Here is a 26,266-nt window from a genome sequence, read left to right on the forward strand (position 1 = left end):
GAAGTGGCCCTGCCTGCCGATTGATTCGAGAGCCGCAACTTTGGGGTTGGAGCGCGGCCCTTAGGCAATACGGGCTTATGGGGATTGTCTTGCACGACTATCAGACGACACTAAAATCGCGTGCGACGCTGACTGGCACCGGCGTTCACAGCGGGAACCCGGTCACCGTGCATTTTCTGCCGGCCGATGCCGACACCGGCGTCATCTTCCACCTCTCGAACGGAAACGGGCAGGGGCGCGAGTTCCGCGCGCTTGTCTCCGAGGTTGGCGCAACCGATCTCTGCACCATGCTTGGCGATCCCTTGGGCGAGCATATCGCCACGGTCGAGCATCTGATGGCCACGCTTTTCGGCCTCGGCATCGACAATGTCGTCATCGAGATCGACGGCCACGAGGTTCCGATCCTGGATGGCAGTTCCATCATGTTCGTGGACGCGATCGACCAGGCGGGCATCGACACGCTGCCGGTCAAGCGCCGCTACATTCGCGTCCTCAAGCCGGTTCGAATCGAGAACGGCGCTTCGTGGGCGGAGTTCAGGCCCTATGGCGGCACGCGCTTCGAGGTCGAGATCGACTTTGAAAGCCCGGCGATCGGCCGTCAGCTGTTTGCCTCCGACATCAATGCCGACATTTTTCGCCGCGACATCGCGCGCGCCCGCACCTTTGGTTTCATGAAGGATGTGGAGCGGCTGTGGGCCGCCGGTTACGCGCTCGGCTCCTCGCTCGAGAACTCGCTGGTGATCGGTGACGACAACCGCGTGATCAACATGGGCGGCCTGCGCTATCCCAACGAGTTCGCGCGCCACAAGACCTTGGACGCCATGGGCGACCTGGCGCTGGCGGGCGCCCGGTTCATCGGCTGCTTCCGCTCCTACCGTGGTGGCCACAGGCTGAACGCGGCGGCGTTGCGCCGGCTTTTGTCGGATCGTTCGGCTTTCGAGATCGTCGAGACGACCCGCAATGAGCGCGGCCGCACGGCCGAGATGAGCGCCGTCAACACGCCTGTCTACGCGCCCTGGATGATCTGATTCCGGCGGGGCATCGGGAAACTCCACCAATAGCTCCTTCCAGCGGTTTTTCGTCGGGTATGGTGTATTTCGATGCGCTCCCCGCCCGCTGTTTCCAAAGCCCGTCACGTGCGTGCTGCGGGTGCGCTATCATATGGCCTTTTAACGATTTTCAGGCTTTATCAGTGTTGGCTTATGTTGCAGGAATGCAACGCTGGCCAGCTAAATCGCATGGGCGGGCAGGCGGCGCCAATGCGCCACAAAAATGTGCGATTGGCCATCGATAGCGTTGCCGGGTTAGGCGGTTATGGTTTATGGCTGCTGCCGATGGCTGAAATAACGCCGAAAGGGCGGAATACAATCATGTTCTTCAAGCGAATTGGTCAATCGAAAGCGCCGCAACAGGCCGTTTTCCTGGCGCTCTCGGTGGTTGTTCCATCGCTTCTGCTGTCAGCCTGCATGTCGGATAAGAAGAAGGACCTCGATCTCTCGACCTATGTCGACCAGACCGAACCAGGCGACGTTCTCTACAATCAGGGCCTTGCCAATCTGAATGCGGGGCGCCTGCAGGAGGCGAGCCGCAAGTTCGACGCTGTCGACCGCCAGCACCCCTATTCGGAATGGGCCCGCAAATCGATGGTGATGGGTGCCTTCGCCGACTATCGCCAGGGCAAGTATGATGACGCGATCGGCGCGGCCAAGCGTTACCTCACACTCTATCCGTCGACCGATGACGCCGCCTATGCCCAGTACATCATCGGCTTGAGCTACTACCGGCAGATCAAGGACGTGACGCAGGACCAGAAGGAAGCGCGCCAGACCATGCAGACGATGCAGGACCTGGTGACCCGCTGGCCGAATTCCGAATATGTCGACGATGCCAAGGAAAAGATCCGCTTCGCCAACGACCAGCTCGCCGGCAAGGAAATGCAGATCGGCCGCTACTATCTCGAGCGCCGCGAATACATCGCCGCCGTCAAACGGTTCCGCAATGTGGTAGAGAACTATTCCAACACCCGCCATGTCGAGGAGGCGCTCGCGCGCCTGACCGAAAGCTACTACGCGATGGGGCTGACCTCGGAAGCGCAGACCGCCGCGGCGGTGCTCGGCACCAACTATCCTGACAGCCAGTGGTACAAGGATTCCTACAAGCTCCTGCAGAGCAACGGGCTTGAGCCGCGCGAGAATGCCGGGTCGTGGATATCCAAGGCCGGCAAGCTGATCACCGGGGCCTGAGGCTTCCGGAGCATCGGACCGTGCGCAGCGGTTTTCGGATTGATCCGATGCTCAAACAAAAACATAGTGCGGCGCAGCGAGTCTCACGGGTCGCGTGCCGCTCTAGGTCCAGGTTCTGATGCTTTCCAGACTGTCGATCCGCGATATCGTCCTGATCGAGAAGCTGGATATCGACTTCCAGCCCGGTCTTTCCGTGCTGACCGGCGAAACCGGTGCCGGCAAATCCATCCTGCTCGATGCCTTGTCGCTGGCGCTCGGTTCGCGCGGTGACGCGTCGCTGGTGCGCCACGGTGCCGCGCAAGGGCAGGTCATCGCCGTGTTCGACGTGCCGCGCAACCATCCGGCCCGCACGCTGCTTGCCGACAATGCCATAGACGATGACGGCGACATCATCCTGCGCCGCGTGCAGACGGCGGATGGCCGCACGCGGGTCTTCGTCAACGACCAGCCGTCCAGCGTCACGCTGATGCGCGACGTCGGCCGCGCGCTGGTCGAGATCCACGGCCAGCACGATGAGCGTGCCCTTGTCGATCCCGGCGCGCATCGCGAAGTGCTTGATGCATTCGGCGGCCATCTCGGCACTGTGCGGGCAACCGGCGAGGCGTGGCGGCACTGGCGCGCCTGCGAGCAGGAGTTTTCGCGGCACCGCGCCAAGGTCGAAGCGGCGGCGCGCGAAGCGGACTATCTGCGCGCGGCGGTTGCCGAACTGACCAAGCTCGATCCGCAGCCGGGCGAAGAGACCCAGCTTGCCGAAGTGCGTACATCCATGATGCGGGCGGAAAAGATCGCCTCGGAAATCCATGATGCGCAGGACGTGCTGTCCGGCCCGTCCTCGCCCTTGCCGCAGCTGGCGAGCCTTTTGCGGCGGCTGCAGCGCAAGGTGGCGGAAGCGCCCGGCCTGCTCGACGACGTCGTCAAGTCGCTGGACGAAGCGATGCTGTCGCTGGACGCGGCGCAATCGGGTGTCGAGGCGGCACTTCGCGCCACCGAATATGATCCGCAGCGGCTGGAGAAGGCGGAAGAACGGCTGTTCTCGCTGCGCGCCGCCTCGCGCAAGCACAGCGTCGCCGTCGATGACCTGGCACAGCTGCGCGACACGATGGCCGCCGACCTTGCCGATCTCGATGCCGGCGAGGGGCGCCTGCACGGGCTGGAAAAGCAGGCCGCCGCCGCGCGCGAGGCCTATGACATTTCCGCCGCGCAGCTTTCGTCGCTGCGCCATGCGGCAGCCGTCGGGCTGACCAAGGCCGTGATGGCCGAACTGCCGGCGCTGAAGCTCGAACGGGCCGAATTCATCGTCGAGATGTCGAGTGACGCCGAAAGCCGGATGGAAGAAGGCATCGACCAGATCGAATTCTGGGTGCGCACCAACCCCGGCACGCGGCCCGGCCCGATGATGAAGGTAGCGTCGGGCGGCGAGCTTTCGCGCTTCCTTCTGGCGCTGAAGGTGGCGCTGGCCGATCGCGGTTCGGCGCCGACGCTGGTCTTCGACGAGATCGACACCGGCGTGGGCGGCGCGGTGGCGGATGCCATCGGCCAGCGGCTGGCGCGGCTGTCGAAACGCGTGCAGGTGCTGTCGGTCACGCATGCGCCGCAGGTGGCGGCACGCGCGGCGACGCATTTCCTGATCTCCAAATCCGGCAGCACCGACCGTGTCGCCACCGGTATCGCCGAGATGGATCGGCCGGCGCGGCAGGAAGAGATCGCGCGCATGCTCGCCGGGGCCACGATCACCGACGAGGCGCGGGCCGCGGCCGAGAGGCTGCTGCGCGAGAATACGGCTGTTTCATAGGCTTCAACGACGGGCGCAATCAGTCTTCCGGGCAGAGTCAGCATATGGCTCCATCCCGCTGTTTCAGCGTGGTTTTATCAGAATTCGGCTCCCTTCGATCCCAATCCTGATCTATTGTCCCGGCGTCGATAGGCGGATCACCGTTTCACCGAAACGCTGACCTGTTCTATCTCCTTGTTTTGACGCAATTCCAGGCGGAAAACCGCTTCACACTTTTCCTGGAATTGCTCCAGCAGCCGGGTTTGAAATCATGTCCGAAAAACCAGTCGACGCCCTTACCGAAAGCGAGGCCGAGGCCGAGCTCCAGCGCCTGGCGGAAGAGATCGCGGGTCACGACCGGCGCTACCATGCCGAGGACGCGCCGACGATCACCGACGCGGAATATGACGCGCTTAGGCGTCGCAACCTTGCCCTCGAGGAGCGCTTTCCAGCCTTTGTGCGCGAGGATTCGCCTTCGCGCAGGGTGGGCGCGCCGCCGGCGGAAGGCTTTGCCAAAGTGCGCCACGCGGTGCCGATGCTCAGCCTCGCCAAGGCCTATACGGACGAGGATGTCGCCGACTTCATCGAACGCGGCCGGCGCTTCTTCGACCGCGACAAGGACCTCGACATCGCCTTCACCGCCGAGCCGAAGATCGACGGCCTGTCGGCTTCGCTGCGCTACGAGAACGGCGTGTTCGTGCAGGGCGCAACGCGCGGCGACGGCACTGTGGGGGAGGACATCACCGCCAATCTGAGGACCATCGCCGACATCCCGGCGAGGCTCAAGGGCACGGGCTGGCCGGAGGTCATCGAGATACGCGGCGAGGTCTACATGACCTATGCGGAATTCGAAGCGCTGAAGCAGCGTTCGGCGGCGGCCGGTGGGCAGGACTACGTCAATCCGCGCAACACGGCGGCAGGGTCGCTGCGCCAGAAGGATGCGTCGGTCACCGCCAGCCGCAACCTCAAATTCTTCGCCTATGCCTGGGGCTACACCACGGAAGATCCCGCGCCGACCCAATATGATTCGGTGCAGAAATTCGCTGAGTGGGGGTTCAAGATCAGCCCGTTGATGGTGCGGGCGAAGTCGGCTGACGAACTGATCGCGCATTATCACCGGATCGAGGAGCAGCGCTCTTCGCTGGGCTATGACATAGACGGCGTCGTCTACAAGGTCGACCAGTTGGAACTGCAGCGCAGATGGGGGTTCGTCACCGGCGAACCGCGCTGGGCCGTCGCTCACAAATTCCCGGCCGAACAGGCCATGACCACCGTGCAGAAGATCGACATCCAGGTCGGCCGTACCGGCACGCTGGCGCCGGTGGCGCGGCTGGCACCGGTCACGGTCGGCGGCGTAGTGGTCGAAAATGTCACGCTCCACAATGAGGACTACATCAAGGGCCTGGACAGCACCGGCCAGCCAATCCGCGACGGCATCGACGTGCGCATCGGCGATACTGTGGTGATCCAGCGCGCAGGCGATGTCATTCCGCAGATCGTCAGCGTCGTCATCGACAAGCGTCCCGCCGATGCCGTGCCTTACGAGTTCCCGCACACCTGTCCGGTTTGTGGTTCGCCGGCGACGCGCGAGATCAATGAGAAGACGGGCAAGGAAGATTCCCGCCGGCGCTGCACCGGCGAGCTGATCTGCGCCGCGCAGGCGGTTGAACGATTGCGCCATTTCGTGTCGCGCGGTGCCCTGGATATCGAGGGCCTCGGTGCGGAAAACATCGACACCTTCTTCAATGCCGGACTGATCAAGACGGCCGCCGACATCTTCACGCTCAGGGATCGCCGTCCCGCTGTCACCAAGGCGCTGGCCGAGCGACGCGAGGAGCAGGCGAGGCAGCGTGAGGCCGCATCGGGCAAGGCGCGCAAGAATGTGCGCAGCGTCGAGGACCGCAACTATGAGGGCCTGGACAAGCTGTTCGCGGCCATCGATTCGCGCCGCGAACCCGAACTCGACCGCTTCATCTTCGCGCTGGGCATCCGCCACATCGGCGAAACGACGGCCGCCGTGCTTGCCCGCACGTTCTCAACCATCGAGGAGTTGATCCGCGTCGGCAAGGAGACGGCGGCGGCTGAAGATCCGCACACCGTTTTCCCGTCGGTGAATGGCATCGGCGACACGGTGATCGACGCGCTGCGCGATTTCTTCGGCAATGAACGCAACGACGACGTGCTGGACGCGCTGCTCCTTCAGGTCCGCCCGAAGCCGTATATCGTCAGCGTCTCGGCCGACAGCGAGGTCGCCGGCAAGACGGTCGTGTTCACCGGCTCGCTGGAGAAGATGACGCGCTCCGAAGCCAAGGCGATGGCTGAACGCCTCGGCGCCAAGGTCGCGGGCTCGGTTTCGGCGAAGACCGACCTGGTGGTTGCCGGCCCGGGCGCTGGCTCGAAACTCAAGCTTGCCAGCGAACTCGGCATCGAGGTGATCGACGAGGACGTCTGGTTGGCGCGGATCGGCAAGGCGTGATGGAGGCCGCATTCAAAGGGTTCGGCCCAAAGGCCCTTCCATTCCTGAAGGCGCTCGATTTCCACCAGAGCCGCGAGTGGTTCCTGGAAAACCGTGACCTGTTCGAACAGGAATTGCGCGATCCCATGGGCGATCTGGTCGATACGCTGACCGAGCGCTTTTCAGCGGCGGGGCTGGGTTTGCGCGGTGACCGCAAGAAATCGCTGTTCCGCATCAACCGCGACGTGCGCTTCGCCAAGGACAAGCGTCCGTACAACCGGCATCTGTCGGCGATCCTGTCGCCTGATGGCAGCAAGGCGGTGCACGGCGTGTTCTACGTCCATATCGGGTTGGAGGGTTGCTTTGCCGGCGTCGCCTGGTGGCAGCCGGAGCCGGCGCTGCTGCTGGCGATACGGCGCTCCATCGCGGCGCAGCCTGACAGGTTTCGTACCATGGTGGCGGCGCTGAAGAAAAAAGGCCTCGAACTCGACACCGAAGGTTGCATGAAACGCACGCCGCGCGGCTTCGAACATGTCGAGGATGCCGACCTCGTGGCGGCGATCCGCAACCGCCATTTCGTCGTCCGCCACGTGATAGATCCGGTGGGAATCCACGGTCCGGAACTGGTTGACGAACTCGTTGATTTCACCTTGCGCGCCAAGCCGCTGCTCGACTGGGGCAGGGCGATCGAGGCAGAACATGCCTGACCTTTCGCCGGGCCGCGATCATTTCCGCTGATCGTTTGGCTCAAGCGAATTCGTGTGACAAGGCAAAGTACGCCGCCTACATACCGCCACTCTCGAGGAGTGGCTGATGGCGACGGACGTAATCTCAGAGCGCGGTGGTAAAAGCGACTTCTGGCAAGGCGTGCGGCTCTCGATGCCTGTCGTGGTGGCCTCGGCGCCGTTCGCGGTGCTGTTCGGCGCACTTGCCGTCGACAATGGCTTCTCGGTCCTGGAAGCCTTCCTGATGAGCGCGCTGGTCTATGGCGGCGCCAGCCAGATGGTCGGCATCCAGTTGTTCGGCCAGCATGTCGCGCCGTGGCTGATCGTGTTGTCGATCTTCGCGGTCAATTTCCGCCACGTGCTTTACTCGGCCGGCATCGGCCGGCGCATCGCGCACTGGCCGGTTATCAGCCAAGCGCTCGGCTATTTCATTCTCACCGATCCGCAGTTCGCCGTGGCCGAGGCGAGGGCTGTGTCGGGCAAGACGGTCGGGTTCGCCTGGTATCTGGGGCTCGGCCTGCCAGTCTATGTGTGCTGGGTGGTCGAGAGCGCGCTCGGTGCGGTGTTCGGCAAGCTCATTCCCGACACGCATGCGCTGGGCATCGATTTCCTGCTGCCGATCTATTTCCTCGGCCTGGTGCTGGGCTTCCGCAAGCGGCCGCTGTGGCTGCCGGTGGTCATCGCCAGTGCCGCCGCCTCCATCATCGCCTACAAGACGGTGGGCTCGCCCTGGCATGTCTCGATAGGCGCCATCGCCGGCGTCCTCCTGGCGGTCATCCTGCCTCCCCATCACAGCGGCGTGGAGGCAAAGCGATGAGTACGACCTTCTGGATCATCATTGCCGGCGCCATCGCGACCTATCTGACACGCGTCGGCGGCCATCTGGTCATCTCGCGCTTCGACAACATCCATCCGCGTGTCGAGGCCGGGCTGAACGCCGTGCCGGCGGCCGTGCTGACGACGCTGGTGGCGCCTGCGGCCCTTAGTGCGGGACCGGCGGAATGGGCGGCGCTGATCGTCACCGCTGTTGTCTCGCTGCGCGGCGGGCTGATGGCGATGTTTCTGGCGGGTGCGGCGGTGCTGATCCTGGCGCGGCAGTTTGTTGGGTAGGCTTCGAGGCGCTATCGTTTCGAATGTTGGCGCTGCCCCTCATCTGCCTGCGTTGACGATTTGGCGAAAGCAGGGATGACAGCGTCTTTCTCCCCGTCACTATACGGGGAGAAATGCCCGGCAGGGCAATGAGGGGCAGCGCCGACCTTTCAAACTAAAGGCCAGCACTCAAATCTTCGCGTCATGCGGTAGCGGTGCAGTGGCTTTCTCCAGCCATGCTAGCGTTTCTCCGTCCACCATCGGGCCGATCTCGGCCAGCACACGGGCGTGATAGGCATCGAGCCAATGCAATTCATCGCGGGTCAACAGATCCGTTCGCACCATGCGTTTGTCTATCGGCGCCAGCGTCAGCGTCTCGAAGCCGTGCACGGCGAGGTCGCCGCCCTCTATCTGGGCGGCCGGCGTCACCAGGATGAGGTTCTCGATGCGGATGCCGTAGGAGCCTTCCTTGTAATAGCCGGGCTCGTTGGACAGCATCATGCCTTCCAGCAGCTTTTCGGTGCCGGTGCGGGCGATGCGCTGCGGGCCTTCATGCACGGCCAGATACGAGCCGACGCCATGGCCGGTGCCATGGGCGAAATCGCAGCCGTGCTTCCACAAGGCGACACGCGCTACCGCGTCGATTTCGGAGCCGCGCGTGCCCTGCGGGAAACGCAGCGTGGAAATGCCGATCATGCCTTTCAGCACCAGGGTGAAGCGCTCGCGCATTTCCTCGGTCGGCTTGCCGATCGGCACCGTGCGGGTGATGTCGGTGGTGCCGTCCTGGTACTGGCCGCCGGAATCGAGCAGGAACAGCTCGCCATCGCGAAGCTTGCGGTTGGTGGCGCGCGAGACGCGGTAATGCATGATGGCGCCGTTGGGGCCGGCGCCCGAAATGGTGTCGAAGGACACGTCGCGCAGCGGCATCTGCGTTTCCTCGCCGGTCTGCCGCCGGCTCTGCTCCAGCTTGGTGACGACGTCGATCTCGTCGAGCGTGCCTGGCTTCTGCCGGTCCAGCCAGCACAGCAGCTTGGCGATCGCCGCGCCGTCGCGGCGGTGCGCGGCGCGGCTGCCGTTGATCTCGGCCTGGTTCTTGGTGGCGCGCGGGATGCGGGCAGGATCGGCGGCCGCAATGACGGTGCCGCCATTGTCCTCGACCAGCATGCGCAATTTGTCCGCCGCAAGCACCGGATCGAGCGCGATTTTCGCGCCGCCCTTGGCAAGGGCCACGATTGCCGCTTCGAATTCGCCGGGTTCATGCAGGTCGGCGAGCTGGGTTAGATAGGCCGCGACCTGGCGCGAGAACTTTCGTTTATCCATGAACAGCTGGTGCGATCCATCGGCGGCAAGAACGGCAAAGCCGAGCGCCAGCGGCGTGTGCGGCACGTCGCCGCCACGGATGTTGAAAGCCCAGGCAATCGAGGAGGGGTCGGTCAGCACGGCATGGGTGGCGCCGTCCTTGCCGATGGCCGCCGCCAACCGCGCCAGCTTGTCCTTGGCCAGTTCACCGGCAAAGGCGATCGGGTGAAGCTCGACCGGCGCCACCGGCGCCTCGGGCTGGTCCTTCCAGATGGCGTCGATCGGGTTCCTGTCGAGCGGTACCAGGATCGTGCCGGTCTTGTCCGCCGAGGCCTGCAGCGCCTTGACCTCGCTGATCGTGTGCAGCCAGGGATCGAAGCCGAGCCGCGCGCCCTTGCCGAGATTGTCCTTCAGCCATGCGGCGGGCGGATTGTCGACGAGGCTTTCGATCGAAAAGATGTCGAGATCGACCTCGTGGCGCACCTGCAGCGTGTAGCGGCCGTCGACAAAGATGAAGGCGCGGTCGCGCAGGACGATGGCGACGCCGGCCGAGCCGCTGAAGCCGGTCAGCCATTTCAGCCGCGCCGAACGGTCGGCGACATATTCGCCCTGATGCTCGTCGGCACGCGGCACGATGAAACCATCCAGCCCATTGGCCGCCAACCATTGGCGCAGCAGCGCCACGCGCGGCTTGCCGACTGCGGGGTCGCCGGCGGAATCAAAGGTCTGGAACATGGTGGCCTCTCCTGCGATGCGTGCTTCGACCGTAGCGCATGGTCCCGAAAACCGGAATCGATTTCAGAATACGCGCGCGCAACCCCTAGCGACAGCGGCCAAGGCCTGACAACCGGCTGGCTTTGGTCCAGGCTTACGACCGCGCCGCCATCGCCGCACAAGCGGAGAGTGTTGCTGAATCGCATCGCAACCAAAAACTGTAAAATGCACCCAGTTTTGGTCAATGCGCCGGCACGTCAACTGATCTATGTATCCAATCTTAATCAGCAGTTTAGACCGGATGGGCGGGGTGCCTTCCAATCAGCATTGGGGTGGGGAGCGTCAACAGTGCCGGATGCGGTCGATACGCAGCGCGGGAGCAGTCGTCTCCGTGCCGCGCCTTGAATGTATCCGCACGATAGAGACCTGAACGGCTGATCGCGGACACCTGCCTGGGGCAGGTCAGCGGCAACCTTCTCTTCAACCATATGGATCGTGAAAACCGGCCCGCTTGGCGGGCTTGGACTGGAATGTGTGGCCATGGGGCAGGGCATGAACAATTCAACGGGGTCGACCAACAGCGAAAGCCGCTTTCCGCTGCAGGTGGAACGAACGCTATTCAAGCAGCCGGCCATGAGCCGACATGCGCGGCGGCGCGGCTTGCTGATCGGGACGGCTCTGGTTGGGATTGCCGCTGCGACGTCAGCCGGCGCGCAGCAGTGGACGGGGCAGACGAGTTCCAACTACCTGGATGGAGCCAATTGGAGCGGGGGAGCGGTGCCCACCTCCGGTGCGGACATTGCATTCGGGGCCGGCGCCGAGACAACAACCGTCAATCTGGATACGCCCAATCCAGGCGGCTACGTCACAGTTGGCACTGTGTCTTTCAACAATTCGGCCAGCGCTTATACCGTGAATGTTTCCAATGGGGCCTATCTCAACATCAATGGTGGCGTGAACAACACGTCCGGCGTGACCCAGAACTTCACGGTCTCAGGCGCTTGGGACGCGGGTTCCTTCATCAACATCCGGAACGCCGACGCCGGCAGCAACGTCGTGTACACGGTGAATGCCTATGGTGGCGTGGCTTTCTACTCAACCGACGCGTCGCCAGCCTCTGGCGCGAACGCCAGGTTCGTTCTCGATGGGGGCAACATCTCGCTGTCCGGTTCCGGCACGCTGAAGCTGGGCTCGGTCGAGGGATCAGGTGCCCTTACCTTTTATGGATCTTCGCCGAGCTCTACTGGGACGTTCGAGATCGGCGCCCTCAACACCGATACCACACTGAATGGCCAGATCTATGAAGCTGGGGACGGTACGCTGTCGCTTACGAAGGTGGGAAGCGGCACGCTGACGCTGACGGGCGCAAGCACCTACAAGGGCGGCACAACTCTCTCCGAAGGAACCCTGCTGATCGGCAATGACGCGGCGCTCGGCACTGGCGGCCTTAGCATGGCGAGCGGCACGACATTCGGTGCGAGCGGCGCGCACACATTTGCACAAGCCATAACGCTCGCCGCTGGGTCGGAAACGATCGACACCAGCAATGGCGATTTGACGCTCTCATCGGGAATAAGCGAAAGCGGGGGCGCGGCGACCCTGACCAAGGTCGGAAGCGGTACGCTAACGTTGAACGGAGCAAGCAGCTACACAGGCGGCACCATCCTCTCCGGTGGCACGCTCAGCCTCGGCAACAATGACGCGCTGGGTACCGGTGCGCTCACCGCCTACGCCGGAACGACCATCGACATCCAGAACGGCATCTCGATCGACAACGCGCTTCAAGTCGATGTCGGTGACACCATCCATGTCGGCACCGGAACCGCCACTTATACCGGCCAGATCACCAACCTGTCGGATACTGCGCCAATCTTCAAAACCGGGGCGGGCACGCTCGTTCTGACGAATAATGACAACGATATCGGCGGCGCACTGATCAACGAGGGAACAATCCAGCTCACGGCCGGTCATGCGCTGGGTTCGGGGCCGATCACATTGAACGGCGGTACACTGCAGGCAGGTGCCGATCTCACCCTTGCCAATGTCTCCTTCCTATTTGGTCCGACTGGCGGCACAATCGATACCCAGGATTTCGACGTCAGCACCAGCGCAAGCATGGGCGACAATGACACGCCGACCGGTACCTTCACGAAGACCGGCACGGGCACGCTGACGATAACCGGCTATGCCGACAACAATACCTATGCCACGGCCACGGACGTTGCCGAAGGCACGCTCAAGGCGGGCGACGAAAACATCTTCAGCAAGAACAGCGCCTATACGGTTGCGAGCGGCGCGACGCTGTCACTCGGCAATTTCGACCAGGCCATCGGCTCGCTTGCCGGTGCTGGCTCCGTTGACGCCGGCAAGGCAACGCTGACGACCGGCAACGACAACAGTTCGACGGTGTTTTCCGGCACGATCACCGGAACCGGTGGGCTGATCAAGGTCGGGACCGGCACATTCGAACTCTCCGGCAACAGCAGCGGTTTCTCCGGTGCGACCGAGGTTCAGGCCGGCAAGATGCTGGTGAGCGGCAAGCTGGGCAGTTCCGTTGTCACCGTGGATAGCGGTGCCAAGCTGGGTGGCACCGGCACGATCGGCGGACTGGTGGCCGAAGGCACGGTCGAACCCGGCAAGAACGCGATCGGCACGCTCACGGTCACGGGCGATGCCAGCTTCGCTTCGGGTTCGAGCTATGCGGTGGAGCTGACCTCCACCGGGACCTCCGACCTGATCGATGTGACGGGCAGCACCACGATCACCAATGGCGCCGCGCTGGCAATTACCAAGCTCGATGCCGCCACCTATGTGCCGGGTACCCGTTATACCGTGCTCCAGACTTCTGGCTTTGTCGGCCAAGACACCTTCACGCTCTCCAACGCCCAACTTTCCTATTTTCTCAAAGCTGCCGTCGACCAGGACGCAACTCACGTCTACATTGACGTCGACAAGAGCAAGACCTTCGGCTCGGCCGGCCTGACGTCGAACCAGATCGCCACAGGCGCCGGGCTGGACAGTGCCGACAACAGCGCGTTGGTAAGCGCCGTTCTGGCGTTGCCGAACGCCTCCGCCGCACAGGCCGCCTTCGACCAGCTCTCGGGCGATATCCACGCGTCGGCCAAGGGCACGCTCGTCCAGGACAGCCATTTTCTCCAGGATGCCGTGACGGCGCGCCTGCGCGGTGCTTTCGGTGGCGACAATGTCGCCTCGCTGCCGGTCATGGCCTATGGCGAGGATGGCCTGCAGCCAGTAGCCGCCGATACCGACCGGTTCGCGGTCTGGACCCAGGGCTTTGGCGCATGGGGCGGCACGGATGGTGACGGCAATGCCGCGGCCTTCCACCGCTCGACCGGCGGCTTGCTGGTGGGCGCCGACGGCAGGGCCGGCGACTGGCGGATCGGCCTGGTCGGCGGCTACAGCCGAACCAGCTTCGACGCCGATGACCGCAACTCCTCGGGCGATAGCGACAATTATCATCTCGGCCTCTATGGCGGGACCGAGTGGGGCGCGATCGCCTTCCGCGCGGGTGCCGCCTATACTTGGAACCGGATATCGACATCGCGTTCGGTTGCTTTCGACGGCTTCTCCGATAATTTGTCGGCTAATTATGATGCCGCGACGGCGCAGGCTTTCGGCGAGCTCGCCTACAAGACCGGCGCCGGGCCATTCGCCTTCGAACCTTTCGCCAATCTCGCCTATGTCAATCTGCATACGGATGGCTTCACCGAGACGGGCGGTTCCGCGGCGCTGACGAGCGGCAGTTCGACGACAGACGCGACCTTCACCACGCTGGGCGTCAGGGCCTCCACCGACGTCACGGTCGGTGGGGTGACAGCCACGGCGCGTGGCATGTTCGGCTGGCGCCATGCCTTCGGCGACGTGACGCCGCTGTCGACCGTCGCCTTTGCAGGCGGCGACGCCTTCACCATCGCCGGCGTGCCGATCGCCAAGGATGCCATGCTGGTCGAAGCCGGCTTCGACGTGCAACTGGCACGGAATACCACGCTAGGCGTTTCCTATGCCGGGCAGTTCGGCCCGAATGCATTCGACAATGGGTTCAAGGCCAATCTGGGAGTGAAATTCTAGGCTGTATTGATATTCAGGTGATGCCGGCCTGCAAACGATGGCTTCCTGCGCTTCCGGTGCCCACGTACTTCAAGTACGCTCCGCTCCGGTTCTCGGAAACCTTCGTTTTCGGCTCGGCCTGACCTGAATCTCAGCACACCTTGGAGCATGGTCCCGAAAAGGTGGGTACTGCTCAAACGAACACAATCTTGGCGCGACCGACCGAGGTTGTCGGTTTCAGCGCTTGAGGTGGATCGTCACCCAGCCTTCGCGGTGCAGGGTGCGCACGTGTCGGAACTGCTGGCCGACATAGGCCGCAACAACGGCGTCGCGCTGGCGGTCGAGAATGCCTGACAGGACGATCGAGCCGCCCCAAGCGATATGAGCTGCCATTTGCGGCGCCAGCCGCATCAGCGGCCGCGCCAATATGTTGGCGACGATGAGGTCGAAGGGCGCGCGCCTGGCGAAGATCGGGTGGTGAAAGCCCGGCGCGGTCACCGTCTCCACCAGAGCCTTGACGTGATTGAGCCGCGCATTGTCGGCGGCGACCTTCACGGCGATGGGATCGATGTCGGTCGCCAGCACGCGAATATGGGCGAGTTTGGCCACCGCGATGGCCAGCACCGCGCTGCCGGTGCCCAAGTCGAGCGCATTGCGCGGATGCTCGCGGCGCACGACCTGCTCCAGCACTTCCAGGCAGCCGGCGGTGGTGCCGTGATGGCCGGTGCCGAAGGCAAGGCCTGCCTCGATCTCGATGGCGAGTTCGCCGCTATGGCGTTTGCGGCGGTCATGCGCGCCGTGGACGAAGAACCGGCCGGCGCGCACCGGCTTCAATCCCTCGAGCGAACGCGCAACCCAGTCGATGTCGGGCAGGGTCTCGCGCCCGATCGGCTTTGACAGGGCAAGACTGTCGAGAACATCCTTCATCCGCGCCTCGACGGCGTCCTCGTCGCCATCGGTGTAGACTGACACCTCATGGATGTCCCTGTCCTCATCGACCTCACGCACCGCGATCGGCAAGCCCTCGTCCTCGAACGCGGCTTCGAGGGCGGCAAACATGCTGATGGACTCGGTCTTGCTGGCGATGAAGTGAAGGCGCGTCTGGGTCATGGATTATGTTTCTTGTTGAGCATGATCTCGGCCGAAACCCGCTTCGCACACGCTTTGCTTTGCCGACCTTCGGCTCGGGTCATGCTCCGTTCGCCGCCAGCCGCTTCAACTTGGCAATGGCGGTGTCGGCGCTCTCGCCATAGGCGATGGTGCCGGCAAAGTCACCCTTGGCGTTGAGCAGCAGCACCGAGGCGGTATGGTCCATCGTATAATCGCCGTCACCAGTATCGACCTTCTTCCAGTAGATGCCGAAGGACTTGGCCATGGCGTGGACCTTGTCGGGATCGCCGGTGATGCCGACGATGCGATCGGAGAAATTGCCGACATAGGCTTTCATGACATCGGGTGTGTCGCGCTCCGGATCGACCGAGACGAAATAGGCATGCAGGTTCTTGCCGTCGTCGCCGAGCGTCTTCAGCCAGCCGGAGAGTTCGAGGAGCGTGGTCGGGCAGACCTCGGGGCAGTGGGTGAAGCCGAAGAAGACGACGCTGGGCTGGCCCCGGAACGCGGCTTCGGTGATCGGCGCGCCCTTCTGGTCGGTCAGGGTGAAGGACCCGCCGTATGGCTCGCCGCCATAATGCCCGCGATACCAGTCGAAGGTGAGCCAGCCGATGCCCGCCGCCATCAGGACGAGTATGCCGACCAGGATTGAACGCATCATCAGTGCAGGTCCATTTCGTGAAATTCATTGCGCACCGTAACTGCGCACCGCGTGCCGGTAGTCTTAGCGGTTTGACAGGGGGCACGCAAAGATGCCTCGTTGCCGCAACCATCGACGGTGGCGCGCGGTCCGCTTGCAAATTCCGGCGGACCGTCCCACCTGACACCAGCAACTCGAACCGCAGGAGGCTCCCTTGCACGGACTGATTGGGCGAAAACTGATGGGTGGCGCGCTGGCCGCATGTGTTGTCTTCGGCAGCGGTGCTGCCTTCGCCCAGGAAGTGGGCAAGGTTGGCGTCGACTGGCTCGGCAACGACATCATCGTCGAGGCGATCAAGGATCCGAAGGTGGACGGCGTGACCTGCCACGTCTCCTATTTCGATCGCGGCATCATCGATCGCCTGCACAAGGGCAACTGGTTCGAGGATCCCAGCGACTCTTCGATCTCCTGCCGCCAGACCGGGCCGATCACCATCGGCGCCATCGACATGAGCGAGGGCGGCGAGGAGGTGTTCAAGCAGGGCCTCAGCCTGATCTGGAAGAAGCAGGTGGTGAATCGCATCTACGACAAGAAGAACGAGACGCTGATCTATCTGTCGCATTCGCGCCAGGTCCAGAACGGCTCGGCGAAGATGTCCATCACCACCGTACCGCTCTATGGCCAGAGTGTGGTGTGGACCGGCGGCAAGCCGAAGTAGGCGCAATCGGCCGTAGCGATTGGTCGCGGCTTGCGGGACCAATCGCGCGGGGGTAAAGCGCCCGCATGGACCGTTCCGAAAATCTCGTCCTGAAGGATTCCGAGCCGCGCATCCATCCGACCGCGGAGCTGAAGGCGTGCAAGCTCGGGCGCTATGCCTCGATCGGCGAGCGCGTCGTGCTGCGCGAGGTGACGGTCGGCGATTTCACCTATTTCGAGCGGCATTCCGAAGCGATCTATACGACCATCGGCAAATTCTGTTCGATCGCGTCCAACAGCCGCATCAACGCGCTGGAGCACCCGATCGAGCGGATCACCCAGCACAAGGTCAGCTACCGGCCGAACGAGTATTTTCGCTGGCTGGGCGTCGATGCCGCGTTCCGCGCGCGGCGACAAGCGAAGGCCGTGACCATCGGCCATGATGTCTGGATCGGCCACGGCGCGGTGATCATGCCGGGCGTGGCCATCGGCAATGGCGCGGTGGTGGGCGCCAATGCGGTGGTGACGCAGGACGTGCCGGCCTATGCCATCGTCGCCGGCGTGCCGGCCAGGCCGCTGCGGCAGCGTTTTGCCGATGATATCGCCGAACGGATCGAACGTCTCGCTTGGTGGGACTGGCCGGCCGAAAAGCTCGCCAGGGCAGTTCCGGACATGCAATCCATGCCGATCGAGACCTTCCTCGACACGTGGGAAAACCACGCCTCCTGAAGCCTTGCGGGACAAGCTTGAGCAGGCCGGATCCCTATGAACCGGCCCCTGAAAGCACACCACGGGTAACCAATTTTCTTAACGTAAAAGATTAGGGTTAAAAATTGGAAAACGGCGTGTATATCCCGAATTGACTACTCTATAGTTGCAAGACTTTTGTCGAAATGCACTAATGATGTTGGAGGTACATCGCAGAAAGCCGAAGGAAACATCATCAGCAACAAAGGAGAGTAGTCATGAATAAGCTCGCATTTGTAATTACCGCTGCAGTTGTTTCTTTCTCGACCGTTGGCGCCTATGCCGGTGGCTGGGGTGGCAATTCGGGGAGCCTGATCAACGTGTCGCCGTCTATCGACCTCGGCAAGATCACTGCGCTGAACGGCGTCCTGAGTGGCAACAACATCCTGAACGGCAATGTCGTTTCAGGCATCCTGGACGGCAACAAGACCGATGTGCTCAGCGGCATCCTTGGCGGTGTCGGTGCCAATGTCCTTGGCGGCAATACCTACAAGCTGGGCAAGCACTGAGCCGAAACTCACGGGTGATCGTTACCCGCGTGTCAGGGCAGGAGGGTGTGCAAGCCCCTCCTGCCTCGACCCTGACAGTCCTTGCAGATGGAGTGGGGGCTCCATTCCGCGGCTGGGCAGGATTTCAGAAATCAGATCTTGGCGCGCACGGCGACGAAGGCGTCAACGGTGTGGTCGTTTTCGTCGATCACGGTCTTGATGGTCCGGGAAACATCGACCCGGAAGACGATGGCCATCGACTTGGTGGCATCATAAGTCGCCTCGGCGTAGACGCCGTCCCGGCGCTCTTGGTTCTCGTAGAGCAGATTGTCCTTGACCTCGTAGAAGATGCCGGAACCCACGCCAAGTTTCTCGCGCAGCTTGACGGCGACTTCCAGTTCCGTGCGCTGCAGCCACGAGGCCAGCGGGTCGTCGCTGTTCGACGTTTCGTAGCGGCCGAAATAGGTGCCGCGCAGTTCAAATCCGCGCGGCAGCGGCTTGGCAAGGGTCACCTGCCAGGTCGGGCGCAAGCGCTCGTAGATGCCGTCGGCGCCACGCAGGAACTGCGCGCCGAATGCGAGGCCCAGCGTCGATCCGTCGGTTGCCTTGTAGGCTGCCTCCGCGCGCAGCGTGTAGACGTTGAAGGGCAGGAACAGCGGCGGCGTTCCGATCTGCTCGACCGCAACGAACAGCGCCGAGGCCGAGCCGCCGAAGGCGAGGCTGCCCAGGGTGCGGGTAATCCTGGCGGCAACCTGGAAGCTGTTGCGGTCGGCATGAAGCTTTGTCGGCTCAATAAGATCGTCCTGGAAATGCGTGTTGCCGAATTTTTCCAGACTGTCGGCGACCTCGAGGATGAGCGAAGTGGCATGGCCAAGGTCGATGCCGAGTTGCGTCTGGGCGCCGAAAACCTGCTTGAACTCGCGTGTTCCCAGCACCAGCGGCCCGATATCGAGGTGATCCCCCGTCTCCGACACGCGATAGCTCAGCGACCCCCGCAACTCGATGCCTGGGGCAAGCTTGCGGAAAGCCTCGGCCGAGAGCCCGAGGGCCCGGTCGTCCTCGATCGACGTGTTGTCGTATTGCGATACCTGGAAGTCGGCGTGGATCTTTTCGTTCGAATCGTTGCCGCCCCATTGCTTGTCCAGGGATCCGCGCAGCAGCGTGTACCAGTCAGGGACTGGCCGGTCGCTGTCCAATGCGTTGCTGGTCCAGTGCCGTTCGAGGCTGCCGGCGAATTCGGGATCCGTGTTCGGATCGGGGGCCGGATCAGCCCTGACCGTGGTGGCGGCGCAGGAGATCAGAAAGCCAAGGGCCGTGGCCTGAAGCAGTCTTCGGGAAAGTGGAGCGATCGTCTGTAGCGGAGCCGACCGGCGCTTTCGGGGGAACATGCTCCGCGCTCTCCGGACTTAAACCCCTCCCGCCATGCGGGGGTGGCGCGGCGGGAGGGGCGGAGGTAAACCGCCGTGAAGCGGAAGGAACAGGCTCTCTTGCCTGCATCATTAACATGGCAGCAAACCGATAAGGTGTGTTTTTCGTTCAATACACCTGTCACGTGTATCCAATTGCACCCGCTTGCGCGAACGCTGGGGTAGGGATCACGCTCCACTCTCCATGAACGCGGCGAAAGCCTGCTTGTGCTCGGGATGCCAGCGCGACAGGGCAGGGCGGTTTTCGATGATGTCGCCGATCGCCCAGGCCATGCGTTTCTCGTCCATCGGACGGGCCGCTTCATTGTCGGGGCACAGGATGTAGAAGTCGCCACGAACCAGCGCACCCAGCATGAAATCGACGACCTGCTCGCCCGTCCAGGCGCTCGCTGGCTTTTCCGTCACGCCCTCGGTGAGGCCCGTATAGGTGAAGCCGGGAATGAGCAGATGCGCGGCCACCTTGGCGCCGGGTTCGTTGCGCAGTGCATGCGCCAGGCCTTCGCTGAAGGTTTTCACACCGGCCTTCGACACATTGTAGGCGAGGTTGCCGGGCGGCGTGGTGATGCCTTGCTTGGAGCCGGTGTTGATGATCAGCCCCGGTGCGCCAGAGGCCAGCATGCGGGGCGTGAAGGCCTCGACACCATGGACCACACCCCAGAAGTTGATGTCCAGCAGATGCTTCCAGGCGTCGCGATTTTCCCATGGCTTGCCGGGATTGTTGCCGACGCCGGCATTGTTCATCAGCAGCGACACGCCGCCGAAGGCGCCGAATGCCCGGTCCGCCAGGCGGTCGACCTCGCCGGCCTTGGAGACGTTGGTTGCGACGGCGAGCGTGGCATCGTCGCCGGCAATCGCGGCGATGGCGTGGGAGGCCTCGTCGAGGCGGGCGCCGCCAATGTCGGCGAGCACGATCTTCATGCCCATGAATGCCAGCCGTTTGGCCGCGGCAAGGCCGATGCCGCTGGCGCCGCCGGTGATGACGGCGGTATTGCCGTGGGCAAGTGCTGGCAGGGCGGTCTGGATGTCGGCATCATCGGTCATGAGGGGGATTCCTACTGGGGACTGCGGCGAACTTAGCGCGGCAAGAGCCTCGTGCAAGGCCGTATCGACCACTTCGGGTTGACCGCGCCGGCCGGCGCTGTACATGCTGCACTCTCAAGAGGAGTACCGCGGATTGACGGACTGGGTCGAAATCCTGAAAGAGCAGACCACCACCGGCGACCAGATGGGCCGCGAAGTGCCGCAGATGCTTGCCAATCCCGACATCAGCGAGGCGCAGGTGAGAACGCTGTTTTCCGCGCTCGAAAAACAGGCGGAGTTCGTCGAGAAATTGCGCATGGCGCTGGAGAAATTCGGCCATGATTTCTCGATCATCAAGGCGGCGGAACGGTTGGAGGAGCGCTATGCTGATCTCGCCGCCGCGGTGGCGGAGAAGCTGAAAGCGATGCGAAAGCAGAAAAAGTAGGGCGGACTACTTTTCGATCACCCGCGCGAAACGCGTGTCCGGCACCAGCCAGACCAGGGCGACCAGAACATAGATCGCGACACTGATCCATTGATTGACGAAAGCCAGCGGGATGGCGGCGATATAGGCAGCCAACGAAGCCCTTCCCTTGAAGTCGCTGCCCAAAGCCCTGGCAAAAGCACTGTCCTGGCCATGCAGTCGGTGCAGCGCGGTGACGAGAATGGCGTAGGCGGCGGCGCACAGAGCGAGGTCGAGACCGTAGACGGCGACCGGAACCCTGGCGAAATGGTTCTCGCCCATGAAGGCGGTGGTCACCGGCATCAGCGACAGCCAGAACAGGAGATGCAGGTTCGCCCACAGAACGCCGCCATCGACGCGCTGCACGGTGTGGAACATGTTGTGCAGGTTGTTCCAGTAGATGCCGACATTGATGAAGGAGAGCACGTAGCACAGGAAGATCGGCCATTGTGGCAGAAGAGCGTAGAAGTCCTCGCCCTCCGGCACTTTCAGGTCCAGCACCATGATGGTGATGATGATGGCCGCCACCCCGTCCGTGAAGGCCTCGACCCGTCCCTTGCCCATGAACTCACCTTCCCCTTGAGCGGCCATCAGGAAGCCGCTCTACCCCTCTGTGGCGAAACGGATTTAGCCGTCGGCGTCGCGTCGCGCGCAAACAGAGGAGAAATTCTGGCGGATAATTCGCGTCAAAGCGAGCACAATCAGCCAGCGGCGGCGGCCTCAGCCCGCCTTCGCGAAAAGACGTTACTTGAATGAAGCATCCATCCCGGCGATGAAACCGGCTCTCGTCGAAAGAAAGTAAACGGTTGTCGGATCTCCACCGGCTGTGAGCCGCGCTTCAAGCAATTCCTCAACTATAATGCGGGAAATCAAAGTGCAAGGCCCGTGGCCGGGTTGCCCGTACCTGTCATTTCTTGACTTTCTTTCCGCGCACCTGCTTCCTTCCTGCAGGTGGCTCGGATCGAGGCCAAGCAACGGCCCGCGCTTGCTGCGTTGCCATCGGCGTCAGCCGTAATGCAAGCGCTGAAACAGCCGGCATTTTGCCGGCTGGAATGGAGGGACTGATGAGATTTCGACTGCTGCTTTGTATCGCGACCATTCTGGCCGCCATTTTCGGAACGTCCGCCGCTGCCTTCGCCTACGGCGCCCACGCCACGACAAACCTCAATGTGCGCTCGGGGCCGGGAGCTGGCTACCATAAGATCGCGACCTTGCCAGCGGGCGCTCGTGTCAATGTGCTCGGCTGCCAGCCAGGCTGGTGCAACATCCATCATGGCGGTGTGCGCGGCTGGGTCAGTTCCGGCTACCTGCAGCGCGTCAATGTCGTGCATCCGCCGGTCGTCATCGTGCGCCCGCCGCACCACCGGCCGCCGCATTGGCAGCATCGTCCACCGCACCATCGGCCCCCGTATCACCGCCCGCCGCACAAGCCGCGTCCCGGCAAGTGCAAGATCGCGCCGGGCTTTTCGTGCAAATAGCAGCCATTGCGTCGGTTTCGGCGCCATGCCGGATCGCATGAAGAAAGGGGCCGCAATCGCCTGCGGCCCCTTCCATGACCGACACCCGGGAAGCTGAGGTCTTTCAGCCGTTCGGCGTTTCTGGCGACAGATGCGCGCGTCCGCGCGGCACACCGAGGCCGGTGTCCGGCGGCTCGCCGGCGGCCGGCCTGTCCTCGATCATGTGCATGGTACGCCAGCGGCCGAAGCGATAATAGGCGGCGGCCAGTATGAGCGAGCTGATCGAACCGGCCGGAAAACTCCACCACAGCGCTTCCTCGCCGATATAGCTGCGCATGAAATACGCAAAGCCGGTGCGCACGACGAGCACCGAGATCACCAGGATGATCAGTGGCGGCATCACGGCACCGGTGGCGCGCACGGTGGCGAACAGCACGATGGTGATGCCAAACAGGATGAACGACCAGGACGCGACATTGTTGATATGGGCGGCGATATCGATCGCCGCGCTGTCGCTTTTCAGGAACAGGCTGAGCACCGAACGGTCGAAAAACCAGAGCAGGGCTACCAGAGCGCCGGTCAAAACCAGGTTGAAGCCGACGCCGGAGGCGGCGATGCGGCCGATACGGTCCCAGCGTCCGGCGCCGACATTCTGCGCCGCCATCGAGGAGACCGCGGCACCGATGGCGAGCGCCGGCATCTGGATATAGGTCCAGAGCTGCGCGGCGATGCCGTAGGCGGCCGCGACCTGCGAGCCGTAGGAATTGACGATGCCCATCACGGTCAGGGCGGCAGCCGAGATGACGATCATCTGCAGGCCCATCGGCACGCCCTTGAAGACGACGATGCGCAGCAGGGTCGGGTCCGGCTTCAGCAGGGCCAGGTTGGCGCCGGCCAGCCGCAACGGATGCTTGCGTGCATACAGCACGATCAGGATGGCTATAACGCTCACCGTCTGGCCGATCAGCGTCGAGGTCGCCGATCCGGCGATGCCGAGCTCGGGGAACGGGCCGATGCCGCGGATGAGCAGCGGATTGAGCACGATGTCGAGCACGACGGCGAGCGCCATGAAGAAGAAGGGCGTACGTGAATCGCCGGCGCCGCGCAGCACCGTCATGACGAAGGACAGGAGGTTCATCATCGGCACGGCGACGAAGATGATGCGCAGATAGGACCGGGCCAGCGGCAAGGCATCGGGCGGCGTGCCAAGCGTCTTGAGGATGGCGTCGACCCAGATCCAGCCGCAGACCGCGAACACCACCGAGACGAGGAAGAAGAAGGTGGCGCTGGTGCCGACGATGCGGCGGGCCTCGGGGAGGTCGCGCGCGCCCACCGACTGCGCCACCAGGATGGTCGCCGCCATGCCGATGCCGAACACCGTGCCGAGGATGAGGAACAGCACGAGATTGGCATTCGACGTGGCGGTCAGCGCGGATTCGCCGAGGAAGCGTCCGACCCAGACGGCGTTGATCGAACCGTTGAGCGATTGCAGCACGTTGGAGCCGAGGACCGGCAAGGCAAACATCAGCAGCGTGCGCGGGATCGGGCCACTGGTCAGGTCGGCGGTGCGCCGGCGCGTGGGCATCTTGTCGTCCATGGCGGGCATCTCGGCAAATGTGAGTCCGGCCTGCGATGGTATCGCAGGCCGGATGGAGATGCACCCTTGTGGAATGGAACCGTGACCGAAAGGCGGGCTATTCGGTCGTGCCAGTTCGATTACTTCTTGTTCAGGCCGGGAAGCGTGACCTGATAGACCAGGAACATGGTGTCGACATCGGCGCCGTCGTCGGCCTTGTAGGGAGCGCCGACCTGGAAGCCATCCTGCGTCAGGAAGTCGTTGTCATTGGCGACGAACAGGAAATAGTCATCCGGCAGTTTTGGGTCGAGCACGTTGGCGAGCGACATCGCCTCCCACTTCTCCGAAAGATTGTTGTGGTCGTTCGGCGCGCCATTGTGCAAGCCGAAGCGGCCAAGCTCGGCATTGTCGTTGACGTCGATGAACGGCGTCAGCTTGGCCGGTGTCACCGACGCGTCGACGACGCCCTTGGGGGCAACCGGCTTGTCCTTGTCGAAGTCGGTGCCGGCGATGTCGGTGGCGTTGGAGAGGTCGACAACGTTGATCTGGCGGTAGAGCGAGGTGTCGCCCTTGAGCCCCTGGCCGTTGCCGCTGTCGCGCGCGATCATCAGGAAGGTCTGGTCGGACAGCGCGACGATCTCGCTCTGTGCGGCGACCTTGGTCTTGCCCTTGGCATCGGTGAATACCGGCAGCGGCACGACATATTCATGCGCCAGCTTCAGATGGTCGAGGTTGGAAGCGTCATAGACCAGTGCGCGCGTGTTCCGGCGGGTGGCCGGCGAATCGCCGCCATCCTGCCTGGTGGCCGACTGCAGCACCGCGATCAGGAACTTGCCGTCCGGCGTCATCGCCATGCCTTCGAGGCCCTGGTTGTTCTGGCGGCCGGTATCGGGATCCTTCGGATCGGGTTCGGCAGCACCTGGCCCGGGGTTGTTCGAGGCAAAGTTGGGCACGCCCTTGCGCATCGGCACCAGGGCAGCCGGTGGTTGGGTCGCTGACAGAAGATGGCCGTCGGCGGAGAAACGGTAGATGTTGGGGCCGTATTCATCCGAGATGAACATCGAGCCGTCGGGCAGCCGCACGATCGCCTCGTTGTCGAGCGAGAGCTTGCCATTGTCGGCCTGCGGCAGCATCGGTATGTCGCCGGCGGCGGCACGCACGCCGTTGAGCGGATCGAGGCCGGTGGCATCAGCGCCCTTGTCATCGGTGAGCAGCATAGTGTCGGCGAGCTTGGCGGCGACGCCCGACTGTTCCTTGCCGGCAACTGGCGCGGCGCCCGGTGCTACCGGAGCGAATTCGATGGCGATCGTGTTGAGGCGTGGGCGATAATCGGTGGTGCCGGCGACATTGTAGCCGCGATCCGGCAGCAGCCAGAGCGAACCCTTGTAGCCGTCCGCGTCGCGCGTCCAGCCGGCGGTGTCCACAGCCATGCCGGAGCCGGAACCGAAGGTCTCGCCGAACTTGTCGCGCTGGCTGGCCGGTATGCGGCCGGCGCCAACCAACCCCTTGTTGACGAAACTGCTGCTGCCGATGGTGACGGTGGTGTCGGCTGCTATCGCGGGCAGCGAAATGGCTGACGCGGCCAGCGTGGCGGCGAGCAATCGCAGTGAGAATGAACGCAGGTGCTTCATGGACAATATCCCTTTGATGACAAACGTGCCGTTGGTTCGACGAAATTGAGCTGTTGCCTTGAGCGGGTGGGGGCTCCCGCCTCGGAGGGGCCAATGCCCTTCCGCAAAGCGATCTAGGGTGTGAACATGATAGCTGCGTGACAAGGTTGTGGTTCTTGCCGCTCTCCCTTCAAGAGGCGCCGCGCGGGGCCACAATGCCGGGTGAAGGCGCGGATGACCTGGAACCGGAACCATCCCCATTCCTGTTCGTTGGAGCCTGGCCACTGGCCGTCCTGGACGGGGAAGGTGGCCGTCGTCATGCGAGAGGGAGGACCAGATGGGCTTCGATCAATATCACGAGCCGCCGGAGGAACTGTCGCAGAAGGTGCGGACCTTTGCCCGCATGATCACTTCGCTGATCGAAGAGGCGGAGGCGATCGGCTGGTATGAGCAGCGCATCTCGGTGGAAAAGGACGCCCAGGCGCGCGCCATCATGAAGAACGCGCAGGCCGAGGAGTTCAAGCACTTCGGCATGGACCTCGAATTCCTGCTGCGTCAGAAGAAGGACTGGCGGGCCGAGCTCAAGGAAATCCTGTTCACCACCGGCGACATCGTCAAACGTGGCGAGGCCGGCGAGAAGAAGGTGGACTGACTGGCTGTTGCTGGTT

Annotated in this window: 22 protein-coding genes; 14 read left to right on the forward strand and 8 right to left on the reverse strand. The window is 63.2% G+C overall.

Annotated elements, in window-relative coordinates:
* The first annotated feature begins 77 nt into the window (after positions 1–77).
* The 7 genes from lpxC (at position 78) to ABVQ20_RS03685 (ending at position 8,304) form a co-directional block, all read left to right on the forward strand.
* The gene (gene lpxC, locus ABVQ20_RS03655) at positions 78–1,028 is read left to right on the forward strand and encodes a UDP-3-O-acyl-N-acetylglucosamine deacetylase (RefSeq protein ID WP_354458134.1); all 951 of its coding nucleotides are present in this window, start codon (positions 78–80) and stop codon (positions 1,026–1,028) included.
* A 342-nt stretch (positions 1,029–1,370) separates the two neighbouring features.
* A complete protein-coding gene (locus ABVQ20_RS03660) occupies positions 1,371–2,243 on the forward strand; it encodes an outer membrane protein assembly factor BamD (RefSeq protein ID WP_354458135.1) in 873 nt (290 codons plus the stop codon).
* A 118-nt stretch (positions 2,244–2,361) separates the two neighbouring features.
* Positions 2,362–4,035, forward strand: a complete 1,674-nt coding sequence (gene recN / locus ABVQ20_RS03665; RefSeq protein WP_354458136.1) for a DNA repair protein RecN — start codon at positions 2,362–2,364, stop codon at positions 4,033–4,035.
* A gap of 250 nt (positions 4,036–4,285) precedes the next feature.
* Positions 4,286–6,490, forward strand: a complete 2,205-nt coding sequence (gene ligA, locus ABVQ20_RS03670) for an NAD-dependent DNA ligase LigA (protein ID WP_354458137.1) — start codon at positions 4,286–4,288, stop codon at positions 6,488–6,490.
* On the forward strand, positions 6,490–7,176 hold the full coding sequence (locus ABVQ20_RS03675; protein ID WP_354462113.1) for a DUF2461 domain-containing protein: 687 nt from the start codon (positions 6,490–6,492) through the stop codon (positions 7,174–7,176). The genes ligA and ABVQ20_RS03675 overlap by 1 nt, the downstream gene beginning before the upstream one ends.
* A 106-nt stretch (positions 7,177–7,282) precedes the next feature.
* Entirely contained in the window at positions 7,283–8,011 is a 729-nt protein-coding gene (locus tag ABVQ20_RS03680; protein WP_354458138.1) for an AzlC family ABC transporter permease, read from the forward strand.
* Positions 8,008–8,304 carry an AzlD family protein gene (locus ABVQ20_RS03685; RefSeq protein ID WP_354458139.1) on the forward strand — a complete coding sequence of 99 codons (297 nt, stop codon included), beginning with the start codon at positions 8,008–8,010 and terminating at the stop codon, positions 8,302–8,304. Before ABVQ20_RS03680 ends, ABVQ20_RS03685 begins: the two co-directional genes overlap by 4 nt.
* Before the next feature lie 168 nt (positions 8,305–8,472).
* On the opposite strand, the gene ABVQ20_RS03690 is transcribed toward ABVQ20_RS03685, so the two are convergent.
* A complete protein-coding gene (locus tag ABVQ20_RS03690; RefSeq protein WP_354458140.1) occupies positions 8,473–10,317 on the reverse strand; it encodes an aminopeptidase P family protein in 1,845 nt (614 codons plus the stop codon).
* A 531-nt stretch (positions 10,318–10,848) separates the two neighbouring features.
* Here ABVQ20_RS03690 and ABVQ20_RS03695 point away from each other — a divergent pair.
* Positions 10,849–14,385 (forward strand): autotransporter domain-containing protein, encoded by a 3,537-nt coding sequence (locus tag ABVQ20_RS03695; protein WP_354458141.1) that lies wholly within the window; start codon positions 10,849–10,851, stop codon positions 14,383–14,385.
* 216 nt (positions 14,386–14,601) lie between these two features.
* Here ABVQ20_RS03695 and ABVQ20_RS03700 read toward each other — a convergent pair whose 3' ends face one another.
* Together ABVQ20_RS03700 and ABVQ20_RS03705 are read right to left on the reverse strand one after the other, a co-directional pair.
* Complete coding sequence (locus ABVQ20_RS03700) at positions 14,602–15,474, reverse strand: 50S ribosomal protein L11 methyltransferase (RefSeq protein ID WP_354458142.1); 873 nt, start codon at positions 15,472–15,474, stop codon at positions 14,602–14,604.
* A 79-nt stretch (positions 15,475–15,553) separates the two neighbouring features.
* A complete protein-coding gene (locus ABVQ20_RS03705; protein ID WP_354458143.1) occupies positions 15,554–16,135 on the reverse strand; it encodes an SCO family protein in 582 nt (193 codons plus the stop codon).
* A gap of 220 nt (positions 16,136–16,355) precedes the next feature.
* Here ABVQ20_RS03705 and ABVQ20_RS03710 point away from each other — a divergent pair, with 220 nt between their 5' ends.
* From ABVQ20_RS03710 to ABVQ20_RS03720, 3 genes are all read left to right on the forward strand, one after another.
* The gene (locus tag ABVQ20_RS03710) at positions 16,356–16,832 is read left to right on the forward strand and encodes a CreA family protein (protein ID WP_354462115.1); all 477 of its coding nucleotides are present in this window, start codon (positions 16,356–16,358) and stop codon (positions 16,830–16,832) included.
* A 65-nt stretch (positions 16,833–16,897) separates the two neighbouring features.
* Positions 16,898–17,539 carry a DapH/DapD/GlmU-related protein gene (locus ABVQ20_RS03715; protein ID WP_354458144.1) on the forward strand — a complete coding sequence of 214 codons (642 nt, stop codon included), beginning with the start codon at positions 16,898–16,900 and terminating at the stop codon, positions 17,537–17,539.
* 236 nt (positions 17,540–17,775) lie between these two features.
* The gene (locus tag ABVQ20_RS03720; RefSeq protein WP_354458145.1) at positions 17,776–18,066 is read left to right on the forward strand and encodes a hypothetical protein; all 291 of its coding nucleotides are present in this window, start codon (positions 17,776–17,778) and stop codon (positions 18,064–18,066) included.
* Between the two features lie 131 nt (positions 18,067–18,197).
* Here ABVQ20_RS03720 and ABVQ20_RS03725 read toward each other — a convergent pair whose 3' ends face one another.
* Positions 18,198–19,433, reverse strand: a complete 1,236-nt coding sequence (locus ABVQ20_RS03725; RefSeq protein WP_354458146.1) for a hypothetical protein — start codon at positions 19,431–19,433, stop codon at positions 18,198–18,200.
* Positions 19,434–19,640: 207 nt separating this feature from the next.
* Complete coding sequence (locus tag ABVQ20_RS03730) at positions 19,641–20,513, reverse strand: SDR family NAD(P)-dependent oxidoreductase (RefSeq protein WP_354458147.1); 873 nt, start codon at positions 20,511–20,513, stop codon at positions 19,641–19,643.
* 133 nt (positions 20,514–20,646) lie between these two features.
* On the opposite strand from ABVQ20_RS03730, the gene ABVQ20_RS03735 reads away from it, so the two are divergent.
* On the forward strand, positions 20,647–20,937 hold the full coding sequence (locus ABVQ20_RS03735; protein ID WP_354458148.1) for a hypothetical protein: 291 nt from the start codon (positions 20,647–20,649) through the stop codon (positions 20,935–20,937).
* 6 nt (positions 20,938–20,943) lie between these two features.
* Here ABVQ20_RS03735 and ABVQ20_RS03740 read toward each other — a convergent pair whose 3' ends face one another.
* Positions 20,944–21,519, reverse strand: a complete 576-nt coding sequence (locus ABVQ20_RS03740; protein WP_354458149.1) for a TMEM175 family protein — start codon at positions 21,517–21,519, stop codon at positions 20,944–20,946.
* Between the two features lie 500 nt (positions 21,520–22,019).
* On the opposite strand from ABVQ20_RS03740, the gene ABVQ20_RS03745 reads away from it, so the two are divergent.
* Positions 22,020–22,433, forward strand: a complete 414-nt coding sequence (locus ABVQ20_RS03745) for an SH3 domain-containing protein (RefSeq protein ID WP_354458150.1) — start codon at positions 22,020–22,022, stop codon at positions 22,431–22,433.
* 103 nt (positions 22,434–22,536) lie between these two features.
* Here the strand turns inward: ABVQ20_RS03745 and ABVQ20_RS03750 are convergent, their stop codons facing one another.
* Together ABVQ20_RS03750 and ABVQ20_RS03755 are read right to left on the reverse strand one after the other, a co-directional pair.
* On the reverse strand, positions 22,537–24,009 hold the full coding sequence (locus tag ABVQ20_RS03750; protein WP_354458151.1) for an MATE family efflux transporter: 1,473 nt from the start codon (positions 24,007–24,009) through the stop codon (positions 22,537–22,539).
* Between the two features lie 119 nt (positions 24,010–24,128).
* Positions 24,129–25,619 (reverse strand): esterase-like activity of phytase family protein, encoded by a 1,491-nt coding sequence (locus ABVQ20_RS03755; RefSeq protein WP_354458152.1) that lies wholly within the window; start codon positions 25,617–25,619, stop codon positions 24,129–24,131.
* A gap of 316 nt (positions 25,620–25,935) precedes the next feature.
* On the opposite strand from ABVQ20_RS03755, the gene ABVQ20_RS03760 reads away from it, so the two are divergent.
* Complete coding sequence (locus tag ABVQ20_RS03760; protein WP_354458153.1) at positions 25,936–26,250, forward strand: ferritin family protein; 315 nt, start codon at positions 25,936–25,938, stop codon at positions 26,248–26,250.
* Positions 26,251–26,266: the final 16 nt, after the last annotated feature.

It is taken from the genome of Mesorhizobium shangrilense (assembly GCF_040537815.1).
GTDB lineage: Bacteria > Pseudomonadota > Alphaproteobacteria > Rhizobiales > Rhizobiaceae > Mesorhizobium > Mesorhizobium shangrilense.

Coding starts and splice junctions, on each gene's coding strand:
- lpxC (WP_354458134.1), top strand. CDS start 78: ATGGGGATTGTCTTGCACGACTATCAGACGACACTAAAATCGCGTGCG.
- ABVQ20_RS03660 (WP_354458135.1), top strand. CDS start 1,371: ATGTTCTTCAAGCGAATTGGTCAATCGAAAGCGCCGCAACAGGCCGTT.
- recN (WP_354458136.1), top strand. CDS start 2,362: ATGCTTTCCAGACTGTCGATCCGCGATATCGTCCTGATCGAGAAGCTG.
- ligA (WP_354458137.1), top strand. CDS start 4,286: ATGTCCGAAAAACCAGTCGACGCCCTTACCGAAAGCGAGGCCGAGGCC.
- ABVQ20_RS03675 (WP_354462113.1), top strand. CDS start 6,490: ATGGAGGCCGCATTCAAAGGGTTCGGCCCAAAGGCCCTTCCATTCCTG.
- ABVQ20_RS03680 (WP_354458138.1), top strand. CDS start 7,283: ATGGCGACGGACGTAATCTCAGAGCGCGGTGGTAAAAGCGACTTCTGG.
- ABVQ20_RS03685 (WP_354458139.1), top strand. CDS start 8,008: ATGAGTACGACCTTCTGGATCATCATTGCCGGCGCCATCGCGACCTAT.
- ABVQ20_RS03690 (WP_354458140.1), bottom strand. CDS start 10,317: ATGTTCCAGACCTTTGATTCCGCCGGCGACCCCGCAGTCGGCAAGCCG.
- ABVQ20_RS03695 (WP_354458141.1), top strand. CDS start 10,849: ATGAACAATTCAACGGGGTCGACCAACAGCGAAAGCCGCTTTCCGCTG.
- ABVQ20_RS03700 (WP_354458142.1), bottom strand. CDS start 15,474: ATGACCCAGACGCGCCTTCACTTCATCGCCAGCAAGACCGAGTCCATC.
- ABVQ20_RS03705 (WP_354458143.1), bottom strand. CDS start 16,135: ATGATGCGTTCAATCCTGGTCGGCATACTCGTCCTGATGGCGGCGGGC.
- ABVQ20_RS03710 (WP_354462115.1), top strand. CDS start 16,356: ATGGGTGGCGCGCTGGCCGCATGTGTTGTCTTCGGCAGCGGTGCTGCC.
- ABVQ20_RS03715 (WP_354458144.1), top strand. CDS start 16,898: ATGGACCGTTCCGAAAATCTCGTCCTGAAGGATTCCGAGCCGCGCATC.
- ABVQ20_RS03720 (WP_354458145.1), top strand. CDS start 17,776: ATGAATAAGCTCGCATTTGTAATTACCGCTGCAGTTGTTTCTTTCTCG.
- ABVQ20_RS03725 (WP_354458146.1), bottom strand. CDS start 19,433: ATGTTCCCCCGAAAGCGCCGGTCGGCTCCGCTACAGACGATCGCTCCA.
- ABVQ20_RS03730 (WP_354458147.1), bottom strand. CDS start 20,513: ATGACCGATGATGCCGACATCCAGACCGCCCTGCCAGCACTTGCCCAC.
- ABVQ20_RS03740 (WP_354458149.1), bottom strand. CDS start 21,519: ATGGGCAAGGGACGGGTCGAGGCCTTCACGGACGGGGTGGCGGCCATC.
- ABVQ20_RS03745 (WP_354458150.1), top strand. CDS start 22,020: ATGAGATTTCGACTGCTGCTTTGTATCGCGACCATTCTGGCCGCCATT.
- ABVQ20_RS03750 (WP_354458151.1), bottom strand. CDS start 24,009: ATGGACGACAAGATGCCCACGCGCCGGCGCACCGCCGACCTGACCAGT.
- ABVQ20_RS03755 (WP_354458152.1), bottom strand. CDS start 25,619: ATGAAGCACCTGCGTTCATTCTCACTGCGATTGCTCGCCGCCACGCTG.
- ABVQ20_RS03760 (WP_354458153.1), top strand. CDS start 25,936: ATGGGCTTCGATCAATATCACGAGCCGCCGGAGGAACTGTCGCAGAAG.